Annotated in this window: 14 protein-coding genes; 4 read left to right on the top strand and 10 right to left on the bottom strand. The window is 37.0% G+C overall.

Going from position 1 to position 22,420, the window contains the following annotated elements; translation table 11 throughout:
* Nucleotides 1-51: 51 nt before the first annotated feature.
* The 6 genes from C8D70_RS00210 to C8D70_RS00185 form a co-directional block, all read right to left on the bottom strand.
* Nucleotides 52-1,491, bottom strand: coding sequence for a glycoside hydrolase family 30 protein (locus C8D70_RS00210; protein WP_110365999.1), 1,440 nt, complete (start codon nt 1,489-1,491; stop codon nt 52-54).
* A 40-nt stretch (nt 1,492-1,531) separates the two neighbouring features.
* Nucleotides 1,532-2,341 carry a family 16 glycosylhydrolase gene (locus tag C8D70_RS00205; RefSeq protein WP_110365998.1) on the bottom strand — a complete coding sequence of 270 codons (810 nt, stop codon included), beginning with the start codon at nt 2,339-2,341 and terminating at the stop codon, nt 1,532-1,534.
* An 89-nt stretch (nt 2,342-2,430) separates the two neighbouring features.
* Nucleotides 2,431-4,653: a glycoside hydrolase family 3 N-terminal domain-containing protein gene (locus C8D70_RS00200; RefSeq protein WP_110365997.1), complete on the bottom strand. Its 2,223-nt coding sequence runs from the start codon at nt 4,651-4,653 to the stop codon at nt 2,431-2,433.
* A 9-nt stretch (nt 4,654-4,662) separates the two neighbouring features.
* Nucleotides 4,663-6,087: a glycoside hydrolase family 30 protein gene (locus C8D70_RS00195; RefSeq protein ID WP_110365996.1), complete on the bottom strand. Its 1,425-nt coding sequence runs from the start codon at nt 6,085-6,087 to the stop codon at nt 4,663-4,665.
* 3 nt (nt 6,088-6,090) lie between these two features.
* Nucleotides 6,091-7,629 carry a RagB/SusD family nutrient uptake outer membrane protein gene (locus C8D70_RS00190; protein WP_110366361.1) on the bottom strand — a complete coding sequence of 513 codons (1,539 nt, stop codon included), beginning with the start codon at nt 7,627-7,629 and terminating at the stop codon, nt 6,091-6,093.
* A 10-nt stretch (nt 7,630-7,639) separates the two neighbouring features.
* Nucleotides 7,640-10,555, bottom strand: coding sequence for a SusC/RagA family TonB-linked outer membrane protein (locus tag C8D70_RS00185; RefSeq protein ID WP_110365995.1), 2,916 nt, complete (start codon nt 10,553-10,555; stop codon nt 7,640-7,642).
* A 176-nt stretch (nt 10,556-10,731) separates the two neighbouring features.
* Here C8D70_RS00185 and C8D70_RS00180 point away from each other — a divergent pair, with 176 nt between their 5' ends.
* The 4 genes from C8D70_RS00180 (at nt 10,732) to C8D70_RS00165 (ending at nt 16,146) form a co-directional block, all read left to right on the top strand.
* Nucleotides 10,732-11,916 carry an MFS transporter gene (locus C8D70_RS00180; RefSeq protein ID WP_110365994.1) on the top strand — a complete coding sequence of 395 codons (1,185 nt, stop codon included), beginning with the start codon at nt 10,732-10,734 and terminating at the stop codon, nt 11,914-11,916.
* 16 nt (nt 11,917-11,932) lie between these two features.
* Complete coding sequence (locus C8D70_RS00175) at nt 11,933-12,721, top strand: NUDIX hydrolase (protein WP_076594487.1); 789 nt, start codon at nt 11,933-11,935, stop codon at nt 12,719-12,721.
* A 129-nt stretch (nt 12,722-12,850) separates the two neighbouring features.
* Nucleotides 12,851-14,029, top strand: coding sequence for an acyl-CoA dehydrogenase family protein (locus C8D70_RS00170; RefSeq protein WP_076594486.1), 1,179 nt, complete (start codon nt 12,851-12,853; stop codon nt 14,027-14,029).
* A gap of 158 nt (nt 14,030-14,187) precedes the next feature.
* Nucleotides 14,188-16,146 carry a T9SS type A sorting domain-containing protein gene (locus C8D70_RS00165; protein WP_110365993.1) on the top strand — a complete coding sequence of 653 codons (1,959 nt, stop codon included), beginning with the start codon at nt 14,188-14,190 and terminating at the stop codon, nt 16,144-16,146.
* 99 nt (nt 16,147-16,245) lie between these two features.
* On the opposite strand, the gene C8D70_RS00160 is transcribed toward C8D70_RS00165, so the two are convergent.
* The 4 genes from C8D70_RS00160 to C8D70_RS00145 form a co-directional block, all read right to left on the bottom strand.
* A complete protein-coding gene (locus C8D70_RS00160; RefSeq protein ID WP_110365992.1) occupies nt 16,246-18,609 on the bottom strand; it encodes a patatin-like phospholipase family protein in 2,364 nt (787 codons plus the stop codon).
* 184 nt (nt 18,610-18,793) lie between these two features.
* Nucleotides 18,794-21,481: a PD-(D/E)XK nuclease family protein gene (locus tag C8D70_RS00155; protein ID WP_110365991.1), complete on the bottom strand. Its 2,688-nt coding sequence runs from the start codon at nt 21,479-21,481 to the stop codon at nt 18,794-18,796.
* Nucleotides 21,478-22,014, bottom strand: a complete 537-nt coding sequence (locus C8D70_RS00150; RefSeq protein ID WP_110365990.1) for a DUF922 domain-containing protein — start codon at nt 22,012-22,014, stop codon at nt 21,478-21,480. Before C8D70_RS00150 ends, C8D70_RS00155 begins: the two co-directional genes overlap by 4 nt.
* Nucleotides 22,014-22,418 carry a hypothetical protein gene (locus tag C8D70_RS00145; protein ID WP_076594481.1) on the bottom strand — a complete coding sequence of 135 codons (405 nt, stop codon included), beginning with the start codon at nt 22,416-22,418 and terminating at the stop codon, nt 22,014-22,016. Before C8D70_RS00145 ends, C8D70_RS00150 begins: the two co-directional genes overlap by 1 nt.
* Nucleotides 22,419-22,420: the final 2 nt, after the last annotated feature.

Here is a 22,420-nt window from a genome sequence, read left to right as displayed (position 1 = left end):
GGCGGCCTCTTCGAGGCCGCCGATTCTGTCAAAAATAATGTTAATATGAAATTATAAAATTACGGTCTGTATAGAGTGTGCGGGGGCATTCAGTTTGGCAGCCATTCCTTCAATCCATAGATTCGTTTCAATATCATTATCTGAATCGTTCATGATAACGGTTACCAGCTGTCCATTTTCATTCATAAATGCAGAAGACGTAAGAGCTGCTCTGTTCGAAGAACTTCCGATCCTCTGCGCATTTGGCTTGATATATTTTGAAACGTGGCCTATATAATAGTATTCATAAGTGTAGAATACCTCGCCTGTTTTGGTATCAGCAATAATTGGGGCAAAGCAGAAATTTCCTTTATGATTAGGTCCTCCGGTTTCATCCAGAAGAATATTCCAGTCGGTCCATAGTGCATTTCCTTTGTTGAAATCATTCAGCATATTTTTGCTGTAAAGCTCTCCCAGGCTTACATCATAGATTTTATCCATACTGAATTGTTCTTTACATCCTTCGGTGAATGCCAGAAATTTATCCGGAAAAGCTCTGTGAGTTTCAGCTAAATTATCAAAAAGCTGAGTTTTGTTATTCCATGTTTCATACCAATGATAGCCAATTCCGTGAGCATATTTTGATGTTTCAGGATCACTCAATGTGGTGGTTGCTCTTTGGTAGATAAGATCTCTGTTATGATCCCAGATCATTACTTTTTTATCTTTATATCCGTTTTTCCAAAGGGTTGGTCCAAGATTCTTTTTCAGGAATTCTCCTTCTTCTTCAGCAGTATAGATGCATGATTCCCAGCTTTGGGTAGCCATCGGCTCATTCTGAACGGTTAATCCCCAGATATTGATTCCTCTTTTTTCGTATTCTTTAATGAATTTGATATAATAATCTGCCCACGTCTGATAGTACTGATTTTCCAATCTTCCGCCCTTGTATAAACTTTTGTTAGATTTCATCCATGCCGGTGGGCTCCATGGAGAGAAATAAAAGGTAAAATCATTTCCTATCGCTTTCTGAGCTTCTTTAATCATAGGAATTTTATATTTCTCATCATGAGCAATATTGAAGGTCTTTAAAGACGTATCATTATCCTGTACATACGTATAAGAATCGCTGGAAAAATCACAGGAGTTCATATTGGTACGAACTACGGTATATCCCAATCCGTTTTTCCCAAAATAGGCATCCAGAATTTCCTTTTGCTTATTCTTTGGCATCTTATAGAAAGTCTCTGCTGAAGCATCTGTAATAGCACCACCAATTCCTATCAGTTTCTGATATTTAAAATTAGGAGCCACAAAAATACAGGCTTCAGTTTCTTTAGGCTGCCCGAATTTTTCAAATGTAACAGCTCCTTTATCCACCATCTTCTCATTTGCTTTTGAGTTGGTAAGGATTACTTTAGCTGTTTTTCCTGCATTCTTCTTCCAGTAATGCTGAGCATTGACATTGATGACAACACCTATTACAAAACAACTTACAATTAGTTTTCTCATGATTTTTTCTGTTTCCGGACCCGTCTGGTCCTCATTTTCATTATTTATTCTGGTAGACTCTTACATAGTCTATATAATACTTCTGTGGAAAAATAGAATCATCGATTCCTTTTTGTCCTCCCCACATTCCACCTACAGCGAGATTTAAAATGATATAGTAAGGTCTGTCAAAAGGCCATGCTTCATTACTTTTCTCTTTATTTTCATAGGTGAAAAATTTCTTATCATCGATGTAAACATCAATCTTTTCGGGAGTCCAGTCTGCTTTATAGACATGGAACTTTTCACTGGCATCTTTTACAAACAATGTATCTGTTTTCTGCGTTCCCTGGATATGGTTGTACTTTTTGGTATGAACGGAAGCATGGATATACCCTTGGTTATAGCCCACATGTTCCATGATATCCAGTTCACCGTCATCCGGCCATTTCTTCATATTTTCGCTCATCATCCAGATGGCAGGCCATGTTCCACGACCTTTGGGAAGTTTTGCTCTGACTTCTACTGTCCCATATTGAAAGGCAAATTTTCCCTTGGTTAAAAGTCTTGCAGAAGTATACTTATTATTTTCCCAATTTTCTTTTCTGGCTTCAATGATCAGATTTCCCCTTTCCATTCTGGCATTTTCAAGCCTGTTTCTGGTATAAAACTGAGCTTCTTCATTCCCAAAACCGTTTCCTCCGGTATCATAATTCCATTTTAAAGAATCCGGAAGTCCTTTGCCATTAAATTCATCATTCCAGATCAGGGTTCTGCCAGTATCCGGCTTATGTGATGCACAATTGAGAGCCGAAAGAAAGAATATTCCTCTTGCACAGATACTTATTATATTTCTGAATTTGATTTTCATGTATATTAAGTTTTGGCTAAAGCCAGTTTTTCTGACTTCTTTATTAAGCGGACTAAAGTCCGCTCCTATTGAATTCAATTCCAATCAATTTATTTTGTCCAGTTAATTCTTTTGGTCTGAACATTTTGAGAATTGGTTCCAATCATAATTTCAAATTCTCCGCTTTCCCAATCAAAATTCAGATTATCATCAAAAAATTTCAGATCTTCCGGTGTCAATTTAAATTCGATCTTTTTGCTTTCTCCTTTTTTGATGAATACTTTCTGAAATCCTTTCAGTTCTTTTACAGGTCTTACTACTTTTCCGAAAAGATCCCTGATATAAAGCTGTACCACTTCTTCCCCGTCATATTTTCCTGTATTGGAAACATTAACGCTGATGTTCAATGTTTGATTTCCTGTAAGAGTTGTGGAACTTAAAGCCATATCAGCATATTTAAAATCTGTATAGCTTAAACCATATCCAAACGGATATTTCGGGTCATTATCCAGATCTATATAGGCTGAAACATAGTTTCTGTCTGTATTATTTTTTGCCGGTCTTCCTGTGTTATAATGATTGTAGTATACAGGAATCTGACCTTCTGTTCTCGGAAAGCTCATTGGAAGCTTACCTCCGGGATTCACAGAACCAAATACAACATCTGCAATAGAGTTTCCTGCTTCTGTTCCCAGCCACCATGTGTACATAATGGCAGGAATATTGTCGGATGCCCAGTTGAAAATCAGAGGTCTTCCGGCATTGATCATCAGAATGACAGGCTTACCTGTTTTGGCAATTTCTTTCAATAAATCTTCCTGAACACCTGTAAAGCCAATGCTACTTCTGCTTTTTGCTTCTCCGCTCGTTGCATGGCCTTCACCCAGTGTCATGATGACAACATCTGCTTTTTTCGCCGTTTCTATTGCTTCTGCAAACTTGCTTTTATCCTGATCGTCCACATTGCAGCCTTTTGCATATAATAAAGTGGAGTTTTTATCCAGCTGGTTCTTAATTCCGTCAAATTGTGAAACAATTCTTTGGTTGTCATCTTTGAAAGCAACAGACCAAAATCCGTGGTTCGCTACCGTTTCTTTCCCGAAAGGGCCAATCAGCGCAACGGTTTTTGTAGTTTTTGAAAGCGGAAGAATATTTCCCTGGTTTTTAAGAAGAACGATACTTTTGGAACCGAATTCTCTTCCGAATTTTCTGTTTTCCTGATTATCGGTCTGTTCTTTCTGTCTTTTCTCGTTACTGAACCTGTAAGGATCATCGAAAAGACCCATTTCGAATTTCTTGGTTAAAATTCTTCCCGTTGCGTCATCTACCAGTTTAGGATCTATTTTTCCTTCTTTAACCAATTTGGGAAGTTCTGCCATATACACACGGCTTTCCATATCCATATCGCTTCCGCCTTGTATTGCTTTTTCAGCGGCTTCGGCACCATCTTTAGCATAACCATGAGGAACCATTTCTCCGATGCTTCCCCAGTCTGATACGACAAAGCCTTTATAATTCCATTTTCCTTTTAAAAGGTTTCTCTGAATATATTGATTGGCTGTTGCAGGAATTCCGTTAATATCATTGAAGGAGTTCATAAAAGTGGCTACTCCTGCCTCCGCAGCGGCTTTGAATGGCGGAAGATACGTTTCATTCAATTGTCTGAGACTCATATCTACAGAATTGTAATCTCTTCCGCCTACGGCCGCTCCGTAGGCTGCGAAATGTTTCGCACAGGCCATCACTGCATCCAAACTTCCCAAACCTCTGCCCTGAAATCCTTTGATTCTGGCTAAACCTATTTTTGTTCCAAGGTAAGTATCCTCGCCTGAACCTTCCATCACTCTTCCCCATCTCGGATCTCTGGCAATATCCACCATGGGAGCAAACGTCCAGTGAATGCCATACGCAGCAGCTTCCGTTGCAGCGATTCTTTCTGATTTCTCAATCATTCCAAGATCCCAGCTCGCTGCCTGCCCCAAATTTACAGGAAATGTGGTGCGGTATCCATGGATAACATCCTGCGCAAACAATAAAGGAATTTTCAGTCTTGACTGCATGGCCAGCTTCTGAAATGCTCTGGTTTCTTCTGATCCCGCAACATTCAGCATTGAGCCTACCTTTCCTTTTTTAATTTCGTCCAACACCGCAGCCGAATTAGAATGCTGAGGTCCTGTGGCATATTCAAACCCACTATATTGTACCATCTGTCCTACCTTTTCTTCCAGGGTCATTTTAGACAGGAGTTCTGCTACTTTCTGATCGATTGTTTTTTGTCCGTAAGCATTCAGTCCCAATACGGAAAATGCCAGTAAGAAATATACTCTTTTCATGGTATCAAATTAAAAAATGCAGGTTGCAGTAGAACGCCCTGAAATTGTTACAGCAGCGGTTTTCCCGGCAAATTTAATATTAAAATTTTCATCTTCTTTATTATCGTTCTGAACAATTAATACTATTTTCCCAAATTGAGTCTTAAAAGCCGCCGTGGAAAGGTTATCGGTTTGGGAGGAAGCAATACGCTGAGATCCTGCCGGAATAAATTTTGAAGCATGGGCAATAATATAATAGGAAACATTTCTGGTGAAGTTTTCACGATCATAAACTGTGATAGCACCTTTACATTCCGTACATCCGCCCTCTGTATGCGGGGCAAATTCCGGATCGTTGGCAAGATTCCATTCTAAAGCTATCTTGCTCCAGTTTCTCATAGAACCAATAATTACATTCTTCGTATGCCAGTTGAGGTCTTCAGTAAAAGTTCCTTTTGAACCTGTCCATTGTTCAGTAAAGTATAAATTTTTATCAGGAAAAGCATCATGCACAGTGTTTAATGCCGAGATATCTCCTTCATACAAATGAAAAGCAGATCCATCAATATATTGGTTGGCTTCAGAATCTTTTAAAATATCAATTGCATATTCAGGTTTGTTGCAATTGTGATCATAGACAACAATTTTGGTGGAGATTCCATTCGTTTTAAAAACCGGCCCAAGATGATTTTTGATAAAATTCCCCTGTTGCTCAGATGGCATATATAAACTAGGATTATTTCCAGGATGCAGGGGTTCATTTTGCGGAGTTACAGCATCAATGGTAATCCCTTCTTTTTTCATTCCCTGAATATATTTTACAAAATATTGAGCATACGTTCCATAGAATTCAGGTTTTAAACTTCCTCCTTTTGATTTACCGTTGTCTTTCATCCAAACCGGAGGAGACCATGGAGCAGCAATAATTTTAATAGAAGGATTGATTGTCAGAATCTCTTTCAGCATACCAATCAAAGCGTTGTCTTTTGCCAGACTGAATTTTGAAAGCGAAGGATCAGTTTGTCCCTCAGGAAGATCATCATATGAAAAGACTTCACCATCAAGATCAGATGCACCTATGCTCAGTCTTAAATAGTTGATGGATATTGAATTTTTATCATTTCCAAAAAGTTCGTTAAGCAGTGCTTTTCTTTTGGAAGGCGACAACCGGTTGATTACCTCAACACTTCCTCCTGTTAATGTATAGCCAAAGCCATCAACATATTGAAATTTTTGAGTCTCATCAATTTCAATATTCTGAAAGCGGTTGGTGTTATTTACAAATTTAACGGGAGTCTGCTGCTGTAATTTTACACTTTCATCTCCTTTTGTGAGCCAGTATTGAACTTCGTTTCCTTTATTGGATGCCACTGAGGTACATGATAAAGGAAAAAGTGCCACACCACTAAGCAGTGCGGCACCTCTAAAGAAACTATATAAGTTGTGAAACTTCATATTTTAGTAACCAGAATTTTGTTTTAAAACGGTATTTGTTAATTCATTAAATGGAATTGGTAGAATTTCGTTTTTACCAGTTTTAAATCCTCGGGTTCCAAGTTTTGCTGGTGCATCACCCCATCTCACAAGATCAAACCATCTGTGTCCTTCCCCTGCAAGCTCTCTTCTTCTTTCATCTTTAATTGCCTGTAAAGAAACAGGAACTGATGCTAAGCCTACTCTTGCTCTTACTGCATCCAATAAAGCCTGGGCTCTTGCTCCTGTTCCTCCTAAGGCTTCAGCTTCCATCAGATAAGTATCTGCTAATCTTATTGCAATATAATTCTGACGGAAATTCAGTTCTGTAGGTCCGGGAAGATTAGATTTATCTGCATTTCTAGGCAAATATTTGTTTAAGAAATATCCTGTATCTTTATATCCTGGAGAGTAAGTAATCTTACCTTCTTCTTTAAATTTTTTACCATTGAATATGGTGGCATCTAAACGAGGATCTCCCTGCATAAAATTAAATAAATCATCGGTCACAGGATTAAATCCCCAGCTTGCATAAAGATCCGGAGCATCATTATTAGGTACGTTTGCAACTCTTCCGTAAGATTTAATCCCTAACATTACATTCACTGAGTTCCCTTCATCCTTTCCAGAACCCCAAAACGGCCAGTCTGCATTACTTACATTGGTATGCATTACTTCAAGAACTGATTCTGTTGTAAATTTGTTATCAACCTTCCATAAATCTGCAAAATTGCTTACTAATTTGTATCCATATTGACTTGTTTGTCCTGGTGTACCATTTACCATTTCGAATTGGGCAGCTGCTTCAGCATTCTTTTTATCATATAAATAGATTTTACCCAAAATAGCATGGGCTGTCCCTTGTGTAATTCTTCCTTTTTCACTTGCCCCGGAAGGAACCATCATAAGATCCGGTAAAGCAGAAACAATATCAGCTTCTATCTGTGCATATACTTTCGCAGGATCTTCCTGAGGAATATTATAGAAATCGTCAGTAGCCAAAACAGGTTTCAGAATCATAGGAATATTTCTAAACATTCTTAATAGTTCAAAATAGTATAATGATCTCAAGACTTTGGCTTCTGCAATGAATCTTTTTCTGGTCTGATCATTCATATTGGCATTTGGAATTCTATCCAGTAAAAGATTAGCCTTCGCAATTCCCTGGTAATAATCTTTCCAATAACTGGCAGGCATGATAATAGGGTTAATTGAATAATTTGAAAACCCTTGAATTCCCGCACCGTCTGAAGAATTCCCTCCCCCTGAATAGAAATCATCAGAAGCACCGTTAAAAAAGGTCACCATATTTTCAAATCCTCCGGCATATTTTCTCAGCATATCATAGGTAGCAACAAGACCACTAAATGCCTGTTCTTCATTTTTAAAATAGTTACCTGAATCAAAGGTTCCTGTATTTTTCACATCTTCCAGATTTCCTTTATCACAGGATACGGCTCCAAAACTTATACCTGTTAATAATAAAACAGCTACGCTTTTATATATAAATCTTTTGTTTTTCATTTTTTTGTCATTAAAATTGAACATTAGCTCCGAAAAGGAAAGTTCTTGCCTGTGGATAGAAAGCTCTATCGATACCATAAGTATCAGTACCTGCAATTTCCGGATCATACCCTGTATATTTTGTAAAAGTCACAAGGTTTTCTGCTGTCACATAAAATCTTATTTTTGAAGCTCCAACAGTTTTTGCTGCATCTTTAGATAAAGTATATCCAAGTTGAACTAATTTTAAGCGTAAATAATCTCCTTTCTGAAGATAATAGTCTGACATTCTTGTATAATTCTGATTATCATCGTTTCTGGTAACTCTGGCGATCGTATTGGATGTTCCTTCTCCTGTCCAACGATCTAAAATGGCTGTTTGGTAGTTAGCTTCCTGAATATCAAGTCTTCTAAGTCCCTGGAAAATTTTATTTCCGGCCTGTCCCTGAGCAAAAATCATCAAATCCAGATTTTTATAATTCATATTGACCGTTAAACCAAATGTATATTTTGGAACAGAGTTACCTAGGTTTACGAAATCTTTTTCATCAATCACACCATCTCCGTTTGCATCAAGTCTTTTAAAATCGCCGGGTTTTGCATTAGGCTGAATTAATGCTCCATTAGCATTTTTGTAGGCATCAATTTCAGCCTGATTTTGAAATACTCCAAGATTTTTATATCCATAGAAAGAACCATATGATTCTCCAACCTGTAGTCTGGAAACAGTTCCTAAGGTTTGGAAACTGGCAAAGTTTACATAAGGTCTGTTATCTTCAAGTCTTGTAATTTCGTTTTTCAAATAGGCAAAATTACCATTCGCAGAAAATCCGAAGTCTCCCCAGTTCTTTTTATATCCTAAGCTTACCTCAACTCCATCATTGTTCATATCCCCAATATTTCTAAACGGGTTATTAATTAAACCTAAATAACCTGGTAGCTCAACTCTTCTTAAGATATCCGTACTCTTTTTTCGATAGACGTCAACACTAAGATCAAAATTTCTGAAAATCTTAATGTCTGTTGCAATATTGAGCTGTGAAGTTCTTTCCCATTTTAAGTTAGGGTTTTCAAGGGTACTTGGGGCATAACCAACCCGGATTATATTATCCCCAAATGTATAATTGCTTCCAGCAACCAGGAAGTTAGCAAACTGGAAATCATCTATCGCATCATTACCAAGCACTCCGTACCCTCCTCTCAATTTAAAACTGGTAATTACTTTATTTTCCGGCCAGAAATTTTCGTTAGAAACATTCCACCCTAGTGACATTGCCGGGAAATTCCCCCAGTGGTTATTACCTCCGAATTTTGAAGACCCATCTCTACGGATAGTCCCTGTGAAAAGGTATTTATTACCATAATCATAAACTACTCTTGCAAAATAAGAAGCTTTGTGGGTCTGTTTTCCGTCCCAGGCATTACCTGTTTTATTTTCCTGAGCAATATCAAAATTGAAAGACGCATCTTCCCAATTATTGACAGGAAGATTAGTAAATCTTATATTTTGCCCTGAAGAGATATTATACTCATAGTAGCCCTGTCCTAATAGAACATTTAAACTATGTAATCCAAACTTATTTTGATAGGTTAATGTATTTTCAGTACTCCATTCAAACTTTTTATCGGTCTGTCTGAATAAATTATTGATATCATTTTTATTAGCAGTACTCAAATAATTGGTGGGAGTAAATATCTGCTCACCCCAATAGGAAAGTTTTCCATTTGCACTTGACTTAAAAGTGATATGTTTATTCATTTTGAGCTCAGCAAATACATTTGCAATAATATCATCGGACCACTTATATCCTCCAAGTTTAGTTTGTCTGAAGGCCAGCGGATTGCTCATTTCTTTACTTACGTATTGAGAAATTCCATATGGATTTCCATTCGGATCTCTTACGTAGTTTGGATTATTAACGTAGTCACTGAAATTAGGTTCATTATTTATCCCATTAGTTACTATGACAGGCGTTAATGGATCCAGATTTATCGCAGAACTTAAGGGCCCTCCGAATTCTCCATTATCCGTAACCCCCTGAGATCTTGTATGGGTATATGCAAAGGTTTGCCCTATTGTTAAAAAGTCAAATACTTTATGGGTTGAATTTAATCTAGCGTTGACTCTTTTATAGTTTGAAATATCTCTTAAAACAATACCTTGCTGATCATAATAGCCAAAAGATGAATAAAAGGTAGATTTATCATTTCCTCCATTAATACTGAATTCATGAGATTGACGCTGCGCGCTGTTAAAGATCTGTTTTTGCCAGTCTGTTCCTGTTCCATATGAAGAGGGATCTCCAAGTACCGGTTTTAAACCATCATTGAGGTATGCCTCATTCATAATCGTTGCGTATTGTGAACCGTTTAGCAGATCCAGCTTTTTAGAAACAGTTCCAACACCAAAGAACCCATTATAGGAAAGTCCCAGTTTTCCTTTGGTACCTTTCTTAGTAGTGATCAAAATAACTCCTTTTGCTGCAGATACACCATAAATAGCCGCAGAAGCACCATCTTTTAAGACTTCAATATTTTCAACATCTGATTGGTTTAACCACCCTATATTATCCACTACAATTCCATCTACTACCCATAAAGGATCATTACTTCCGGCTCCAAAACTAGTAATACCACGAACACGAACTGTAGCGGCAGTTCCTGGCTGACCAGAATTTGATACGACAGAAATTCCGGCAGCCCTTCCTTGAAGTATCTGTTCCGGCCTGCCTGCTGTAGGTGCATTCTCTATGTCGCTGGCTTTAATGCTTGCTATAGCTCCTGTCACATTACTCTTTTTCTGAGTACCGTAACCGATAACCACCACTTCGTCTATTTTGTTTTCTTTAGCAAGTGTGTCCTTCGCCTTGGTGGTCTGGGCACTGAAGTTGGCCGTAAAATAGAGGACGGCAACCACTCCTACACTTCTTGATATTCTTACATTCATATACAGTTATTGTTTAATTCTCAAATTGAGACAATAAAAATATATTTTTTTTTAATTAATTAACATTCTATTCACAACTATTTTAATTTTTCTTTTATTTTTCAGGGTTAGAAGCCCTATCTTCGCATCAATATTTCATAAAATATCATAAAAAATTAATAAAGTTATCTCCCAAAATGATCGTCAAGCCTTCAAAAATTTCTCTTCCATTAAAACTTACCTTTCTCATTTTTTCAATGGTTCTAAACTGTATGGGACTTGTGATTCTACAGTTGTCAGAAGAAAAAATCACCTATGGAGAACTGGGACTTTTAGAATCTTTCAAAGACTTACCCATTGCTTTTATTTCGCTTTTTGCGGTTAGCTTTATCAATAAAACCGGACCTAAAAAAGCATTGATTCTGGCCCTGGCTATTGTTGGATTCTGTTCCTGCCTTCTTCCTTTTGTAAAAGTTTTCTGGTTTTATAAACTGTGGTTTGCGATTATAGGAGCCTGTTTCGCTATTGGTAAAATCTGTGTTTTCGGAATTATCAGGAATAATATTTCGGATGAAAAATCCCTGGCAAAGACCATGAATAATGTAGAAGCCTCTTTTATGATCGGGATTTTCCTAGTGAATACGGGTTTTGGATGGTTAATTTCCAGCCAGTACTCGGAATTCTGGAAGTTTGGTTTCCTGCTGATTGCTTTATTATCTGTATTGACTATTTTTTTGCTTTCAAAGATAGAAATAGTAGAGTCCAGGTCTATGGAAAGCAAGAGTATTTTCTCAGAACTGTCAGGGTTTACCACACCTGTGGTAGCTTTATTTTTAGCAGTGGTCTTTTTTATCGTGTTTGTAGAACAGGGATTCAATTCATGGCTTCCCTCTTTTTATAAAAACCACCTGAAGGTCAATTCTTTTTTTGCACTTCAGGCGACTTCTTTTCTATCTATTTTTTCTTATGCCGGGCGAACAGCTACGGCAAGTATAATTAAAAAGTTTTCATTACCCAGGTATTATATTACTTGTATGGCTCTTATTATCGCCTTACTGATTATTATACTGGGGATACAGTATTTTGATTCCGAAGACTCAAGATTCTTACTTTTTTTATTTCCGGTTATCGGATTGTTTCTTTCCCCCCTCTATCCTGTAATCAATTCAAGAATGATTGCGCAGGTGGATAAAGATAAAATTAATCTTTTCACTTCGCTTATTGTCATTTTTTCTTCTCTGGGCAGCTCCGTCAGTTCTATTATTATGGCAATTTTATTTGAAAAACAATTATTAAACTACTACCCTTTATACATCTTATCTTCCGTAATTCTGCTTTTTGTGATTAGTTTTATATATTTTACTGTCACAAATAGAAAATAGTTTTATTTTTACTGCCATGAAAATCAAAGACACAAAAAGTAAAGAAACGCTACAGGAGCTTATTGACACTAAAGATTTCGTAGCGCATATTTCTGTTGACTGCACTATATTCGGCTTTCATAATAATATTCTGAAAGTTCTGCTTTTAAAATATCATGATCTGGATCTATGGTCACTTCCGGGTGGTTTTGTTTTCAATGACGAAGACCTTAGAGAAGCAGCTGAAAGAGTTTTATTTGAAAGAACCCATCTTAAAGGATTATTTTTGAAACAGTTTCACACCTTTGGAAGAATAGACCGTACAGAGAATAATGTACATCAGATTCTCCTTAAAAATAAAGGAATAACCGTTCCTGAAGATCACTGGATTTTCCAGCGGTTCGTCACAGTAGGATACTGCAGCCTAATTGATTTTTCGCTGGCTGACACTTTTCCTGACGCATTTAATGAAAGCTGTGAATGGTTTGAGGTCAGCAAACTGCCCAAAATGGCATTCGACCACGACAGAATTATAGAGACAGGTCTTGAATATCTGAGAATGAATATCAATACAGAAGTAGCGGCCAGCAATCTGCTTCCAGAAAAGTTTACCATGAAGGACCTTCAGGCTCTTTATGAAACTATCTTAGGCCAGAAATTCAGAAGAAATAATTTTCAGCGAAAAATTTTAAGTTTAAATATTCTGGACAGAATGGAAAAACTCTATGATGGTTCTGCCAATAAAGCACCTTATCTGTATAAATTTAAAACTGAAGTTCATAATTCTACCAATCAGTACCCCATCTCTAATGATGAGGAGTCATAAAAGGCCAAATTTATCTTAATAAATAAAGTAAAAAACCATTATCTGTCTGAAAACCAATACCAAGATAAGTTTTTAAAAAAATTTTCAGGACACCACGAAAAATGTTACTTTTAACCAAATCAAAAAATCATGTCATATTATCCTCTTACAAGCATCCCTGACTATTATGGAATTGATGCTTTGCTTACTGAAGAACATAAACTAATCCGCCAATCTGTAAGAGACTGGGTTGAAAGTTTTGTAATGCCACAGATAGATCAGGCTGCTCAAAATCATACAGATATTCCTAATCTTATGAGAGAATTGGGGAAAATCGGAGCGCTGGGACCTTATATCCCGGTTGAATATGGCGGTTCAGGTTTAGACCAGATTTCTTATGGTTTGATTATGCAGGAGTTGGAAAGAGGAGATTCTGCAGTACGTTCTGCTGCTTCGGTACAAAGTTCATTGGTGATGTTTCCTATCAACGAATTCGGTTCTGAGGAACAGAAAAAGAAATATCTTCCTAAGCTTGCTGCCGGAGAAATGATCGGATCTTTTGGATTGACTGAGCCTAACCACGGTTCTGATCCGGGTTCTATGGAGACTTATTTTAAAGATATGGGAGATCATTATCTTTTGAACGGGGCTAAAATGTGGATCACCAACTCTCCTTTATGCGACATCGCAGTAGTATGGGCAAAAAATGAAGAAGGGAAAGTACAGGGATTAATCGTTGAAAGAGGAATGGAAGGTTTTACCACTCCTGAAACCCACAATAAATGGAGCCTGAGAGCTTCCAAAACAGGAGAACTGGTATTTAACAACGTAAAAGTTCCGAAAGAAAACCTGCTTCCGGGAGTAACAGGCCTGAAAGGACCTTTATCTTGTCTGAATTCTGCAAGATACGGAATTTCATGGGGAGTAATCGGTGCTGCTATTGACTGCTACTGTACTGCTGTTCAATACTCTAAAGAAAGAAAACAGTTTGGAAAGCCAATCGGTTCTTATCAGCTTCAGCAGAAAAAATTAGCCGAATTCCTTACAGAGATTACAAAAGCTCAGTTATTATGTCTTCAGCTGGGAAATCTTAAAAATGCCCACAAAGCAACTCCTGCTCAGATCTCTATGGCTAAACGTAACAACGTACATATGGCAATTGAAATAGCCAGAGAATCCAGACAAATTCTTGGAGGTATGGGAATCATGGGGGAATTCCCAATGATGAGACATGCTGCAAACCTGGAATCTGTAATTACTTATGAAGGAACACATGATGTTCACTTGCTAATCACCGGATTGGATATTACAGGAATCAACGCTTTCTAAAAAGATAAAAATATAAATAGAGAGTCTGGCCAATGGTCAGACTCTTTTATTTTACTCACTTTTTAGAGAATTGATATTCAGTGAATAATTATTGATATTATAAAGTTTTTGTTGTTTTATTAAAATTATTACTTTAATACCACGCAAAAACAAACAATATGAAAAAAATCACAACTTTTTTACTAAGTCTTACAGCTTCATTCTATTTTGCACAGCAGGCTGGTGATGTTGTAAGTGCCGAACAGAAACTGGATTTAACGCCTCAGGGAGTCATCAATTTTATCGCCAACAATCTTGGTGATCAGAATACTCCGGAATTTGCAAACTACCTGAACAGCTTCAATCTTGGGCTGAAAGGATACAAAATCACTTATTACACCAAAAATGAAAACAATGTTCTTGTAAAAGCAACAGGATTGCTGATGTATCCTAATGTACCCTTTAAACTCTCAACAGTAGTGTCGGATCACGGAACTACAGACAGCAGGCATAATGTCCCGTCTAATTTGAAAGGAGTATTAACCGCTGGATTTGTTGTTGAGCTATCCTATGTACTCAACGGTTATATTTTGATGGCACCCGACTACGTAGGGATGGGAACCGGAGACGGAACTCACCCTTATGTAGATTATGCTACCGAAGCCGGAGCTACCATAGATTTTATAACGGCCGCGAATAAAGTATTGGCCCAACTGAACATTAAACGCTATGATGAGTATTTCCTGGCCGGATATTCGCAAGGTGCTCACGCTGCTATGTCTACGCTAAAAAGATTAAGTATTTCAAATCCCACTCAAATAAAATTCAAATATGCTTACATGGGAGACGGACCTTATGATTTTTCCGGAGTAACGTTAAATAAAGGAGTCCTGGAAAAAGATATTTATCCGTTTACTTCATTCCTGGCAAATGTTCTTCATACCTGCAACAATACAGGATATAAAACGTATAATAATGATATTTCAGAAGTTATATCTGCTGAATATCTTGACAAATACAATTATCATGTGGTTCAGGATAATGGCGGACTTCTATGGGGACCTGTTATATGGAGAAAGCTTTTTACAAACAGCTTTGTTAATGATGTTACTAATAATCCTAATAACAAACTAAGACTATGTATGAAGCCTAAGGATGTCTACGACTGGTATAATAAAACACCTATGACACTGGGGCATTCTACCATAGATTTAGCTATTCCACCAGAAAACACCTCCAAAACTATTGATGTTCAGCGTGGCTATTATCCATGGTGGGATCTGAATAAATATAAACTGGATTCTTTTTACTGGGGACCATTAGGGCATGTGGGAGGAATTCTGCCATTCACTTTAGCTTCCAATGCTAAATTCAATATGCTGAGAAGTGGCGGACTTTTTAATGAATGGGCGATTGCAGGATCAGTTTTCGGTAAACAGTCAGCAGAGAAAACTTCTGACAGATCTACCCTTTTATCTTCACAGATAAAACCGGATCTGGGCAATATACAGCTGGTTGAAATTACAGATTTCAATAAAGAAAAAGCTCAGAGCAGAACGGCCAGCAATCAAAATTTATCCACTCTAAAAGATGGAGTCTATTTATTGAAAGTATCAGAAAACAATGAAAATAAAATAATTCCATACATCAAAAACACGCCTCAGCAAGTTGCCGAAAACGAAATTGTACAATCTGTGAATGATTCGGTTTTACAATTAAAAGTAGATCAGGAAGAACTTACTGTTGTACATATTTTTGATGAAAATAAAACGCTGATCAAAAGTATTTCGCAAAAACAATATCGTGAAACCGGAGGAATCAACATTCAGGATATGGAAAACAAAAACTATACGTTTGAAGTTGTTACTCCTTATTACAATCTTCAGTTCAGCAAGGTTGCTGGAGGAACGGTATCATCAGAAAACAGTACTGATATTTATACTCTCAGACAACAAATTATAGCTAAATCCGGGAATGGTATTAAAAACATTAGCATTTACAGTATTTCTGGTGCTCTGATTGTTCAGCAGGAAATTAACAAAACAGTATTTGAATCCGGAAACCTGGAATCAGGAGTATATCTTGTGCAAGTCACACTTTCTAATGGAAAAACTATCAGCAAAAAGATAAAACTGTAAAATCAATCACTCTTCATATCTCATTTCAAGTTAATTTTTGGCACTTCAGCAATGAAGTGCTTTTTGCTTCAGTAATTTAATTATAGATGGTACATTCCCTTAAAACTTAAATCCGACACTAAAATAGATTCTTGAGAAATCAAGCTGGTTGTTTCGGGAAATATTCAAACCAATAGGACCGATAAGAGATTCGTAACCAAGATTCAATCCGTAGCCAAACATATCAAAACTGTCATTAAAAGGCGAAAACTCTTCACTTACCTTTCCATAGCTGAACGAAGGGGTGATATAAAGTTTTTTCATAATTCTGTACTGAAATGAAATGGCTGCCTTCGCCACCGAAGTCATCGGAAGCTCTTTCTGACGAAGACCATTAAATTCAGGGCTTAACAGATCGTAATTGTATTCGCTGCCTCCCAGATTATACTTTTGATTCAAAAACAGATAGGGAACCTGATCTTCTTTCTTTGATCCAAAACTTGTCCCCAAAAATACGTTAGCCTTTACCGTCAGCCTTCTTGTGATCGGATAGAAAAAATTTTCATTTAATGTGAATGAAACAAGGTTTTTAGGCTCGGAATAGTAAGATTCTTTCGGGTTAAGGATCAGATACAGAAGAGGCTGAACCGTGTTCAGGTCATAAAGCTCATACTGATCTCCGTAATAAAATCTTGTACTCACCTGAAGATGATTTCCTTTTGTAGTAAAATATCTTTTATTGAGATTGTTCTGTTCAAATTTCAGGAAAGTATTGAAATTACTGTGGTTATATAGCTTTTTACTGTAATTGTCCACTTTCGACTGGTCTACTTTATCCAGTAAGCTGTACATTCTTTCTGTACTGAATTCCGTTCCCAGAGACAGATAAGAATTAGGGGTTATATTATAATTCAGAGCAATTTTTCCGGTTATGTTACGATACATATGGTTAGGAAAACGGTCACTACCATTTTCACTTATATCATACAGTCTGAAGTTCAGATCATTACTTTTCAGGTGAACCATCTTGGCTTCCAGATCCAGCCATAGACGCTCTCCGCTATCCAGAAACTGCTGATAAGCAAGTTTAGCTTTAAAACGTTCGGAAACATCTACTGTTGCGAGAAACCTTGATCTGTTCAGCAGGATATTCCTGTACGTATAATTGATGATAATTCCTACAGACTGTTCTGTATCATAGTGCAGTGCCAGTTTAAAAGCTCCTTTTTTTGCTCTTTTCACAAATACATTCATCACAAGACCATCATTTACATTCGTGTAGGTATAGTACACTTTAACGTACTGGCGCATTCCGAATACACGGTCTATGGCTTCATTAACCGTTTTTGCATCGTAATACTTCCCTTCCGTAAGTCCCATCTGCTTTTTCATTACTTCAATTTCAGCCGCATCAGTAATAGGCGTTCCGTCTTCTTCGTTAAAAGTAAATTTTGTTGTAGGCAGTTTCACCTCTTCAATCATCCTATGCTCATATTGGATTCCGGCTTTTCGCTGCGCCTCTGCCAGAGCTACAAACTCAGGCAGGTGTTTTCTGGCTTCAGTCTCTCCTATTTTGATAATCTTTCTGAATCTGGCAAAATCCTTTGTGGTAATTTCTCCCAATGGATCCACAAAGTCTACGAGAATATTAGAGAGCTCTTTTTGATGTTTAAAATCTTCCACAGAACGGATGGCATGAGTCTGATAAATCATCTTCATCGGATTCTCAATCTCTTTTTTCGTAAAAAGCCTGAAACCGGTATAGCCTCCAATCACAAAATCAGCCCCCATCTCACGAACTTCATTAGCTGGGTAATTACGGTCCAAACCACCATCTACCAGAAGTTTTCCATCAATATAGACAGGAGCAAAAGCGGCAGGAATGGCCAGTGTGGAACGAATTGCCAACGGTAATGATCCTTCTTTCTGCATCACCAGACCTCCGTTTTCAATATCAGAAGAAGTAAGCTGCACAGGAATCCTCAGTTTGCTGAAATCATTAATATGTTTAGCATTGAAAGTAAGCGTATTAAGCACTTCTCCCATGTACTGTCCTTCAATATAAGAACTCGGAAGAGTAGGAAATCCTTTGACAACAGGAAATTCGAGAATATACTTATCATATTCATCTTTCTCGCTGATATTGACTTTATTATAAGGAATTTTATTACTTAAAATCCTGTTCCAGTCCATTTTATAGATCGTATTCTTCAGCTGGTCAGCATTATACCCCATTGCATACAGACCTCCCAGGATTCCTCCCATACTGGTTCCTGTAATATAATCTACTTTGATTCCCAATGAGTCAATCATTTTCAGAATTCCGATATGGGCAAACCCTTTTGCACCGCCACCACTGAGAGCAAGACCAAATTGGGTATCCTTGGTTACATTCTGAAGCGCAATATTCAGGGAATCGTTTTTTTGCTGAGATTTGATAATAAGAGAGAAAGCAATAGCTAAAAATATCAGGATCTTTTTCATTGGTGCTGCTTAATGTATCTGATTTAAACTTTATAAGTTTTTAATATGTAGTAAATATACACAAAAAGTTACCTGCTTAATGGACTATTCTACGAAGTAAATAAATGTATTTCAGTCTATAAATTAAAAAAATATTCCCTCATTTTTCAGATCAGGCATGTTTTCCAATGCATGTCAGCTATTTTTAATACGTTTTTATGGTTTCCACAAAATTGATATCCGGATTCAGGATTTCAAGAATAAGACTTTTGACAGATTTCATGGCATCATCAATATTTCCTTTATCAAACTGTAACGAAACCATTCCCTTTTTAGCGTCTGCAAAACTCCAGATTCCTGTTTCAATCGGGAACCCCCAAAACTCAGGAAGGTGCTGAACAACGTAATGATAAATACAAAGCTGAAGGGCCTGTTTTCTTTCGCTGTTATGAAAATATTTATCTGCATTATCCTGATCAATCTTTACATTGAGATTTTTAATCTTCGCTGTTTTATAATCAATAATTCTTAGAGTACCGTTCAGTCTATCAATCCGGTCAATGAATCCGAAGAAAGAAATCTTATCATTTCCTTCCAGAGGAAAATCTATATTTTCAAATCTTCTTTCGATATCAATAATCTCCAGTTTATTGCCTTGTTTTATCAGCTCAAGATCATGATTTAACACGTTTTCAATTACTTTTTTGGCAATGGCTTTATGGATATAGTTCATCCCTTTTTCATAAAATTCTGGCTGGTGTTTCAGCTTTTCAATGGCAGTATTTATATATTCATCTATTGCTTTAACTGAATTCTTTAAATCACTTTCCTTTAAAACCTTACCCTTCAATACCTCATATACTTCTTGAAGTGAATAATGGACCAGATTTCCATAATTTTTTATCGATAGTTCTTCTTCAATTTCATCTGTTTCCGAGGTATTTAAAATCTTGGAAAGGTAGAAATCGATCGGATTATAAAGATAACTCGTTAAGTGGGAAGCTGATACTTTTTCCTTCCATTTCTGAAGACGCTGCTGCACAATATGTGTCTTTGCAATTTCGATAGGTTTGGTAGTAATAGGCTCCGAAGAATTTTCAATAATGAGATGTTCAATGTCATGAGAACTTTCCATTTCTATCTGTGTAATGAAACGGCTTTTTTCTCCGGTATTTACTCCTGAACTTAATGCGTTGTACAGCAAATGTACATTCTTCGCATCCTGAATCAGCCTGTAAAAGTGATAGGCATAAATGCTGTCATTTTCCAGGAAAGTATGAAGATCAAAGAACCTTCGGATATCAAAAGGAATATAGGTATTCTGAGAGTTTCCAAGCGGAAGTTTTCCTTCGTTTACAGAAAGCAGAATAACGTTTTCAAAGTTCAAAAGACGCGTTTCCAGTAATCCCATGATCTGTAATCCTCTCAATGGTTCTCCCTGAAAATCGATACTTTCAGAGTTGATATGCTGGTTGATCAGAATTTCCAGCGTTTCCATTTTGATCTCAATATTGTAGGGAGTCAGCTGGTTTTTGATGATTCTGAATGCATTTTCAAAGTGAGAGACATTCTCATACTGAATATCGTCTATTTCAAGCCATTTTACCTGCTGGCAGAACCCAATAAGCATATCCAGATAACCATTGGTTCCTGTTGCTTTTTGAAGAAGGCCGTAGTAAGACAGGCCGCCCAGCAGTTCATGTAGAAGTTTCCTGGAAATATAAACAATATTTCTCTCTTCTATTTTAGCTTTAAAATCATTGATAATTTGTTCATCTTCTACAGATTTTGGCAGTTCTTCCAGAATAGGGAAAACATCTCTGTAATAATAAGACAGTTTGTTTTTCTCCAATTGTTTCTGCAGGTAGAAAAGACGTTTCACGGCATTGGAGAAAGATAAATTTTTCAACGGAAATCCCATTGTAATATTCAAATTATCAACATCATGCATCACATCAAGACTGGCAGGAAGAAGATTTTCATCAAGGAGTACCACTGCCGTATTGGAATAGGTTTTATTATTGATCTCTTTAAAGATCTCAGGTAATACTTTGGTCTGGGTTACATTTCCGGACACTTCGTACACCTTAATTTTTTTAGGCTGATTAAAATCGTCTTCTATCCACTGAAAAGCTCTGTCATCATCAAATTCTTTCCAGGTTTTATGATTCCTGAGAAATTTTCCGGCCTCCTGTCTTTCATCATTGAAGTAATAGCGGTCTGCCTGAAAGAAACACTGAGCTTTATTCCACTGCAAAAGGCTTCTTACAAGCTTTTCCTCTACCGGAGTAAAGGCATTGAAACCACAAAAGACAAATTCTTCTTTGGTATTTTTAGCAAAGTCTACAATCCTGGCTTTAGCCGCCTCGTGAATCATTCCGGTAGTTGCCCAGTTTTTCTCCTGTAGTTTTTCTTTTAAAACAGGGAGAAAAACGTTCATATTCTGCCAGAAATTAAGAAACTTCTTTCTCGGGACATCATCATATTCTCCAAGGTCCTGCGCCCATTCTTTGATTCTTTCCTCATCAAACATATACTGCAGAACTGCCTGATCGCTATCTGAAAATTTGAGAATATCATCCCAGTCTTTCTGTAAGGTGGGAAACCATTTCAGGAAATCTGAAAAATCATCTCTTGGAATAAGATTCAGGCTTAGGTACACATCAAAAGAGAAAAGCCACAGCGGAATCCCCTGAATCGTCTGTTGATCGGCAATTGTGTTGATGAGTTCCTCAATCGTAAAAAAGTTGGGAAGAAACCCTGAATAATTATTTTCTTCCAGGATCTGTCTGATAAAAACGATAGGACGTTTTCCGGGCAGAATGATATTAAACGCAGAAAGGTCAGTGTTTTGTGCCAGCAGTTCGTGGATGATCTTATTGAGGAATTTCAAAGGGTTTGGTAGCTTTTTAAGTTGTCGAGTTGTTCAGAAATTGAATGATTATATTCGGTTTGCTTTTCTTTATCGAGTCCGTGACGGGTTTCTCTGTCATACGCCATCTGAAAGTTTTTATAATCAACGGATATCCCGTTATAAATTGCTTTGAAATATTTGTTGTAGTCTCCGGAATTTTTAATTTTTTCAGCGACTGCTTTTCGGAATTTTCTCACAAATAATTCTGCAATATCAAAATGCTTCTGCTCATGGAGTAGAATATAATCATCCATTCTTTTGACATCTTTCCATGATTTATCTTCGTGAAAAAGCGTCTTAATAGTAATGGTAACCGGTGCTTTGGGATCGGAAGATTTTACAGAATAAAACTCCCAGCCACAATGGGTGTATGCTGCCACATCAGGATTCTTTTTCTTGTTAACCGGACTTTTAAAGTTATCCCAGGTTAGCTTTCTGCCTTCCTCCCAGAAAATTTTCTGCCCGTATAGAGCCTGCACAGCCAATACACATAATACAAAAGTCAATCTCATTATTCCACTACAATTGTTTTGGTAATCCAGTTGTTGCCTCCACTCCAGAATTTAAAAGTATAAGTCCCTTTTCTTTGCGGGCTGAAGTTAATCTGATTTACTCCTACATATTTGCCTTGTGTACAAGGTCCGTCGGTAATGTATTTATAGGAAGTAACTGTTCTTTCCAGACTGGTATTATAAATATAATCATATCCATAAAAACCCTCACAATGAGACGGATACGTGGAATACGTTTTGATGCTTTGTATCGAAAAAACACTCATGGTATCATGAACAATCTTTACGCTGTCTATTTTGATTTTATCAATAGATTCAATGGTATGATAATCGTCATCATTACACGAAACCAGAAGCACGCTCAACACGAATACTGAAAATCCAATATTTAAAAGTTTTTTCATAA

The sequence above is a fragment of the Chryseobacterium sp. CBTAP 102 genome (genome assembly GCF_003201365.1).
GTDB classification, from domain to species: domain Bacteria; phylum Bacteroidota; class Bacteroidia; order Flavobacteriales; family Weeksellaceae; genus Chryseobacterium; species Chryseobacterium candidae.
Note: the sequence above shows the minus strand (reverse complement) of the source record. Positions and strands in the feature narration are given on the sequence as shown.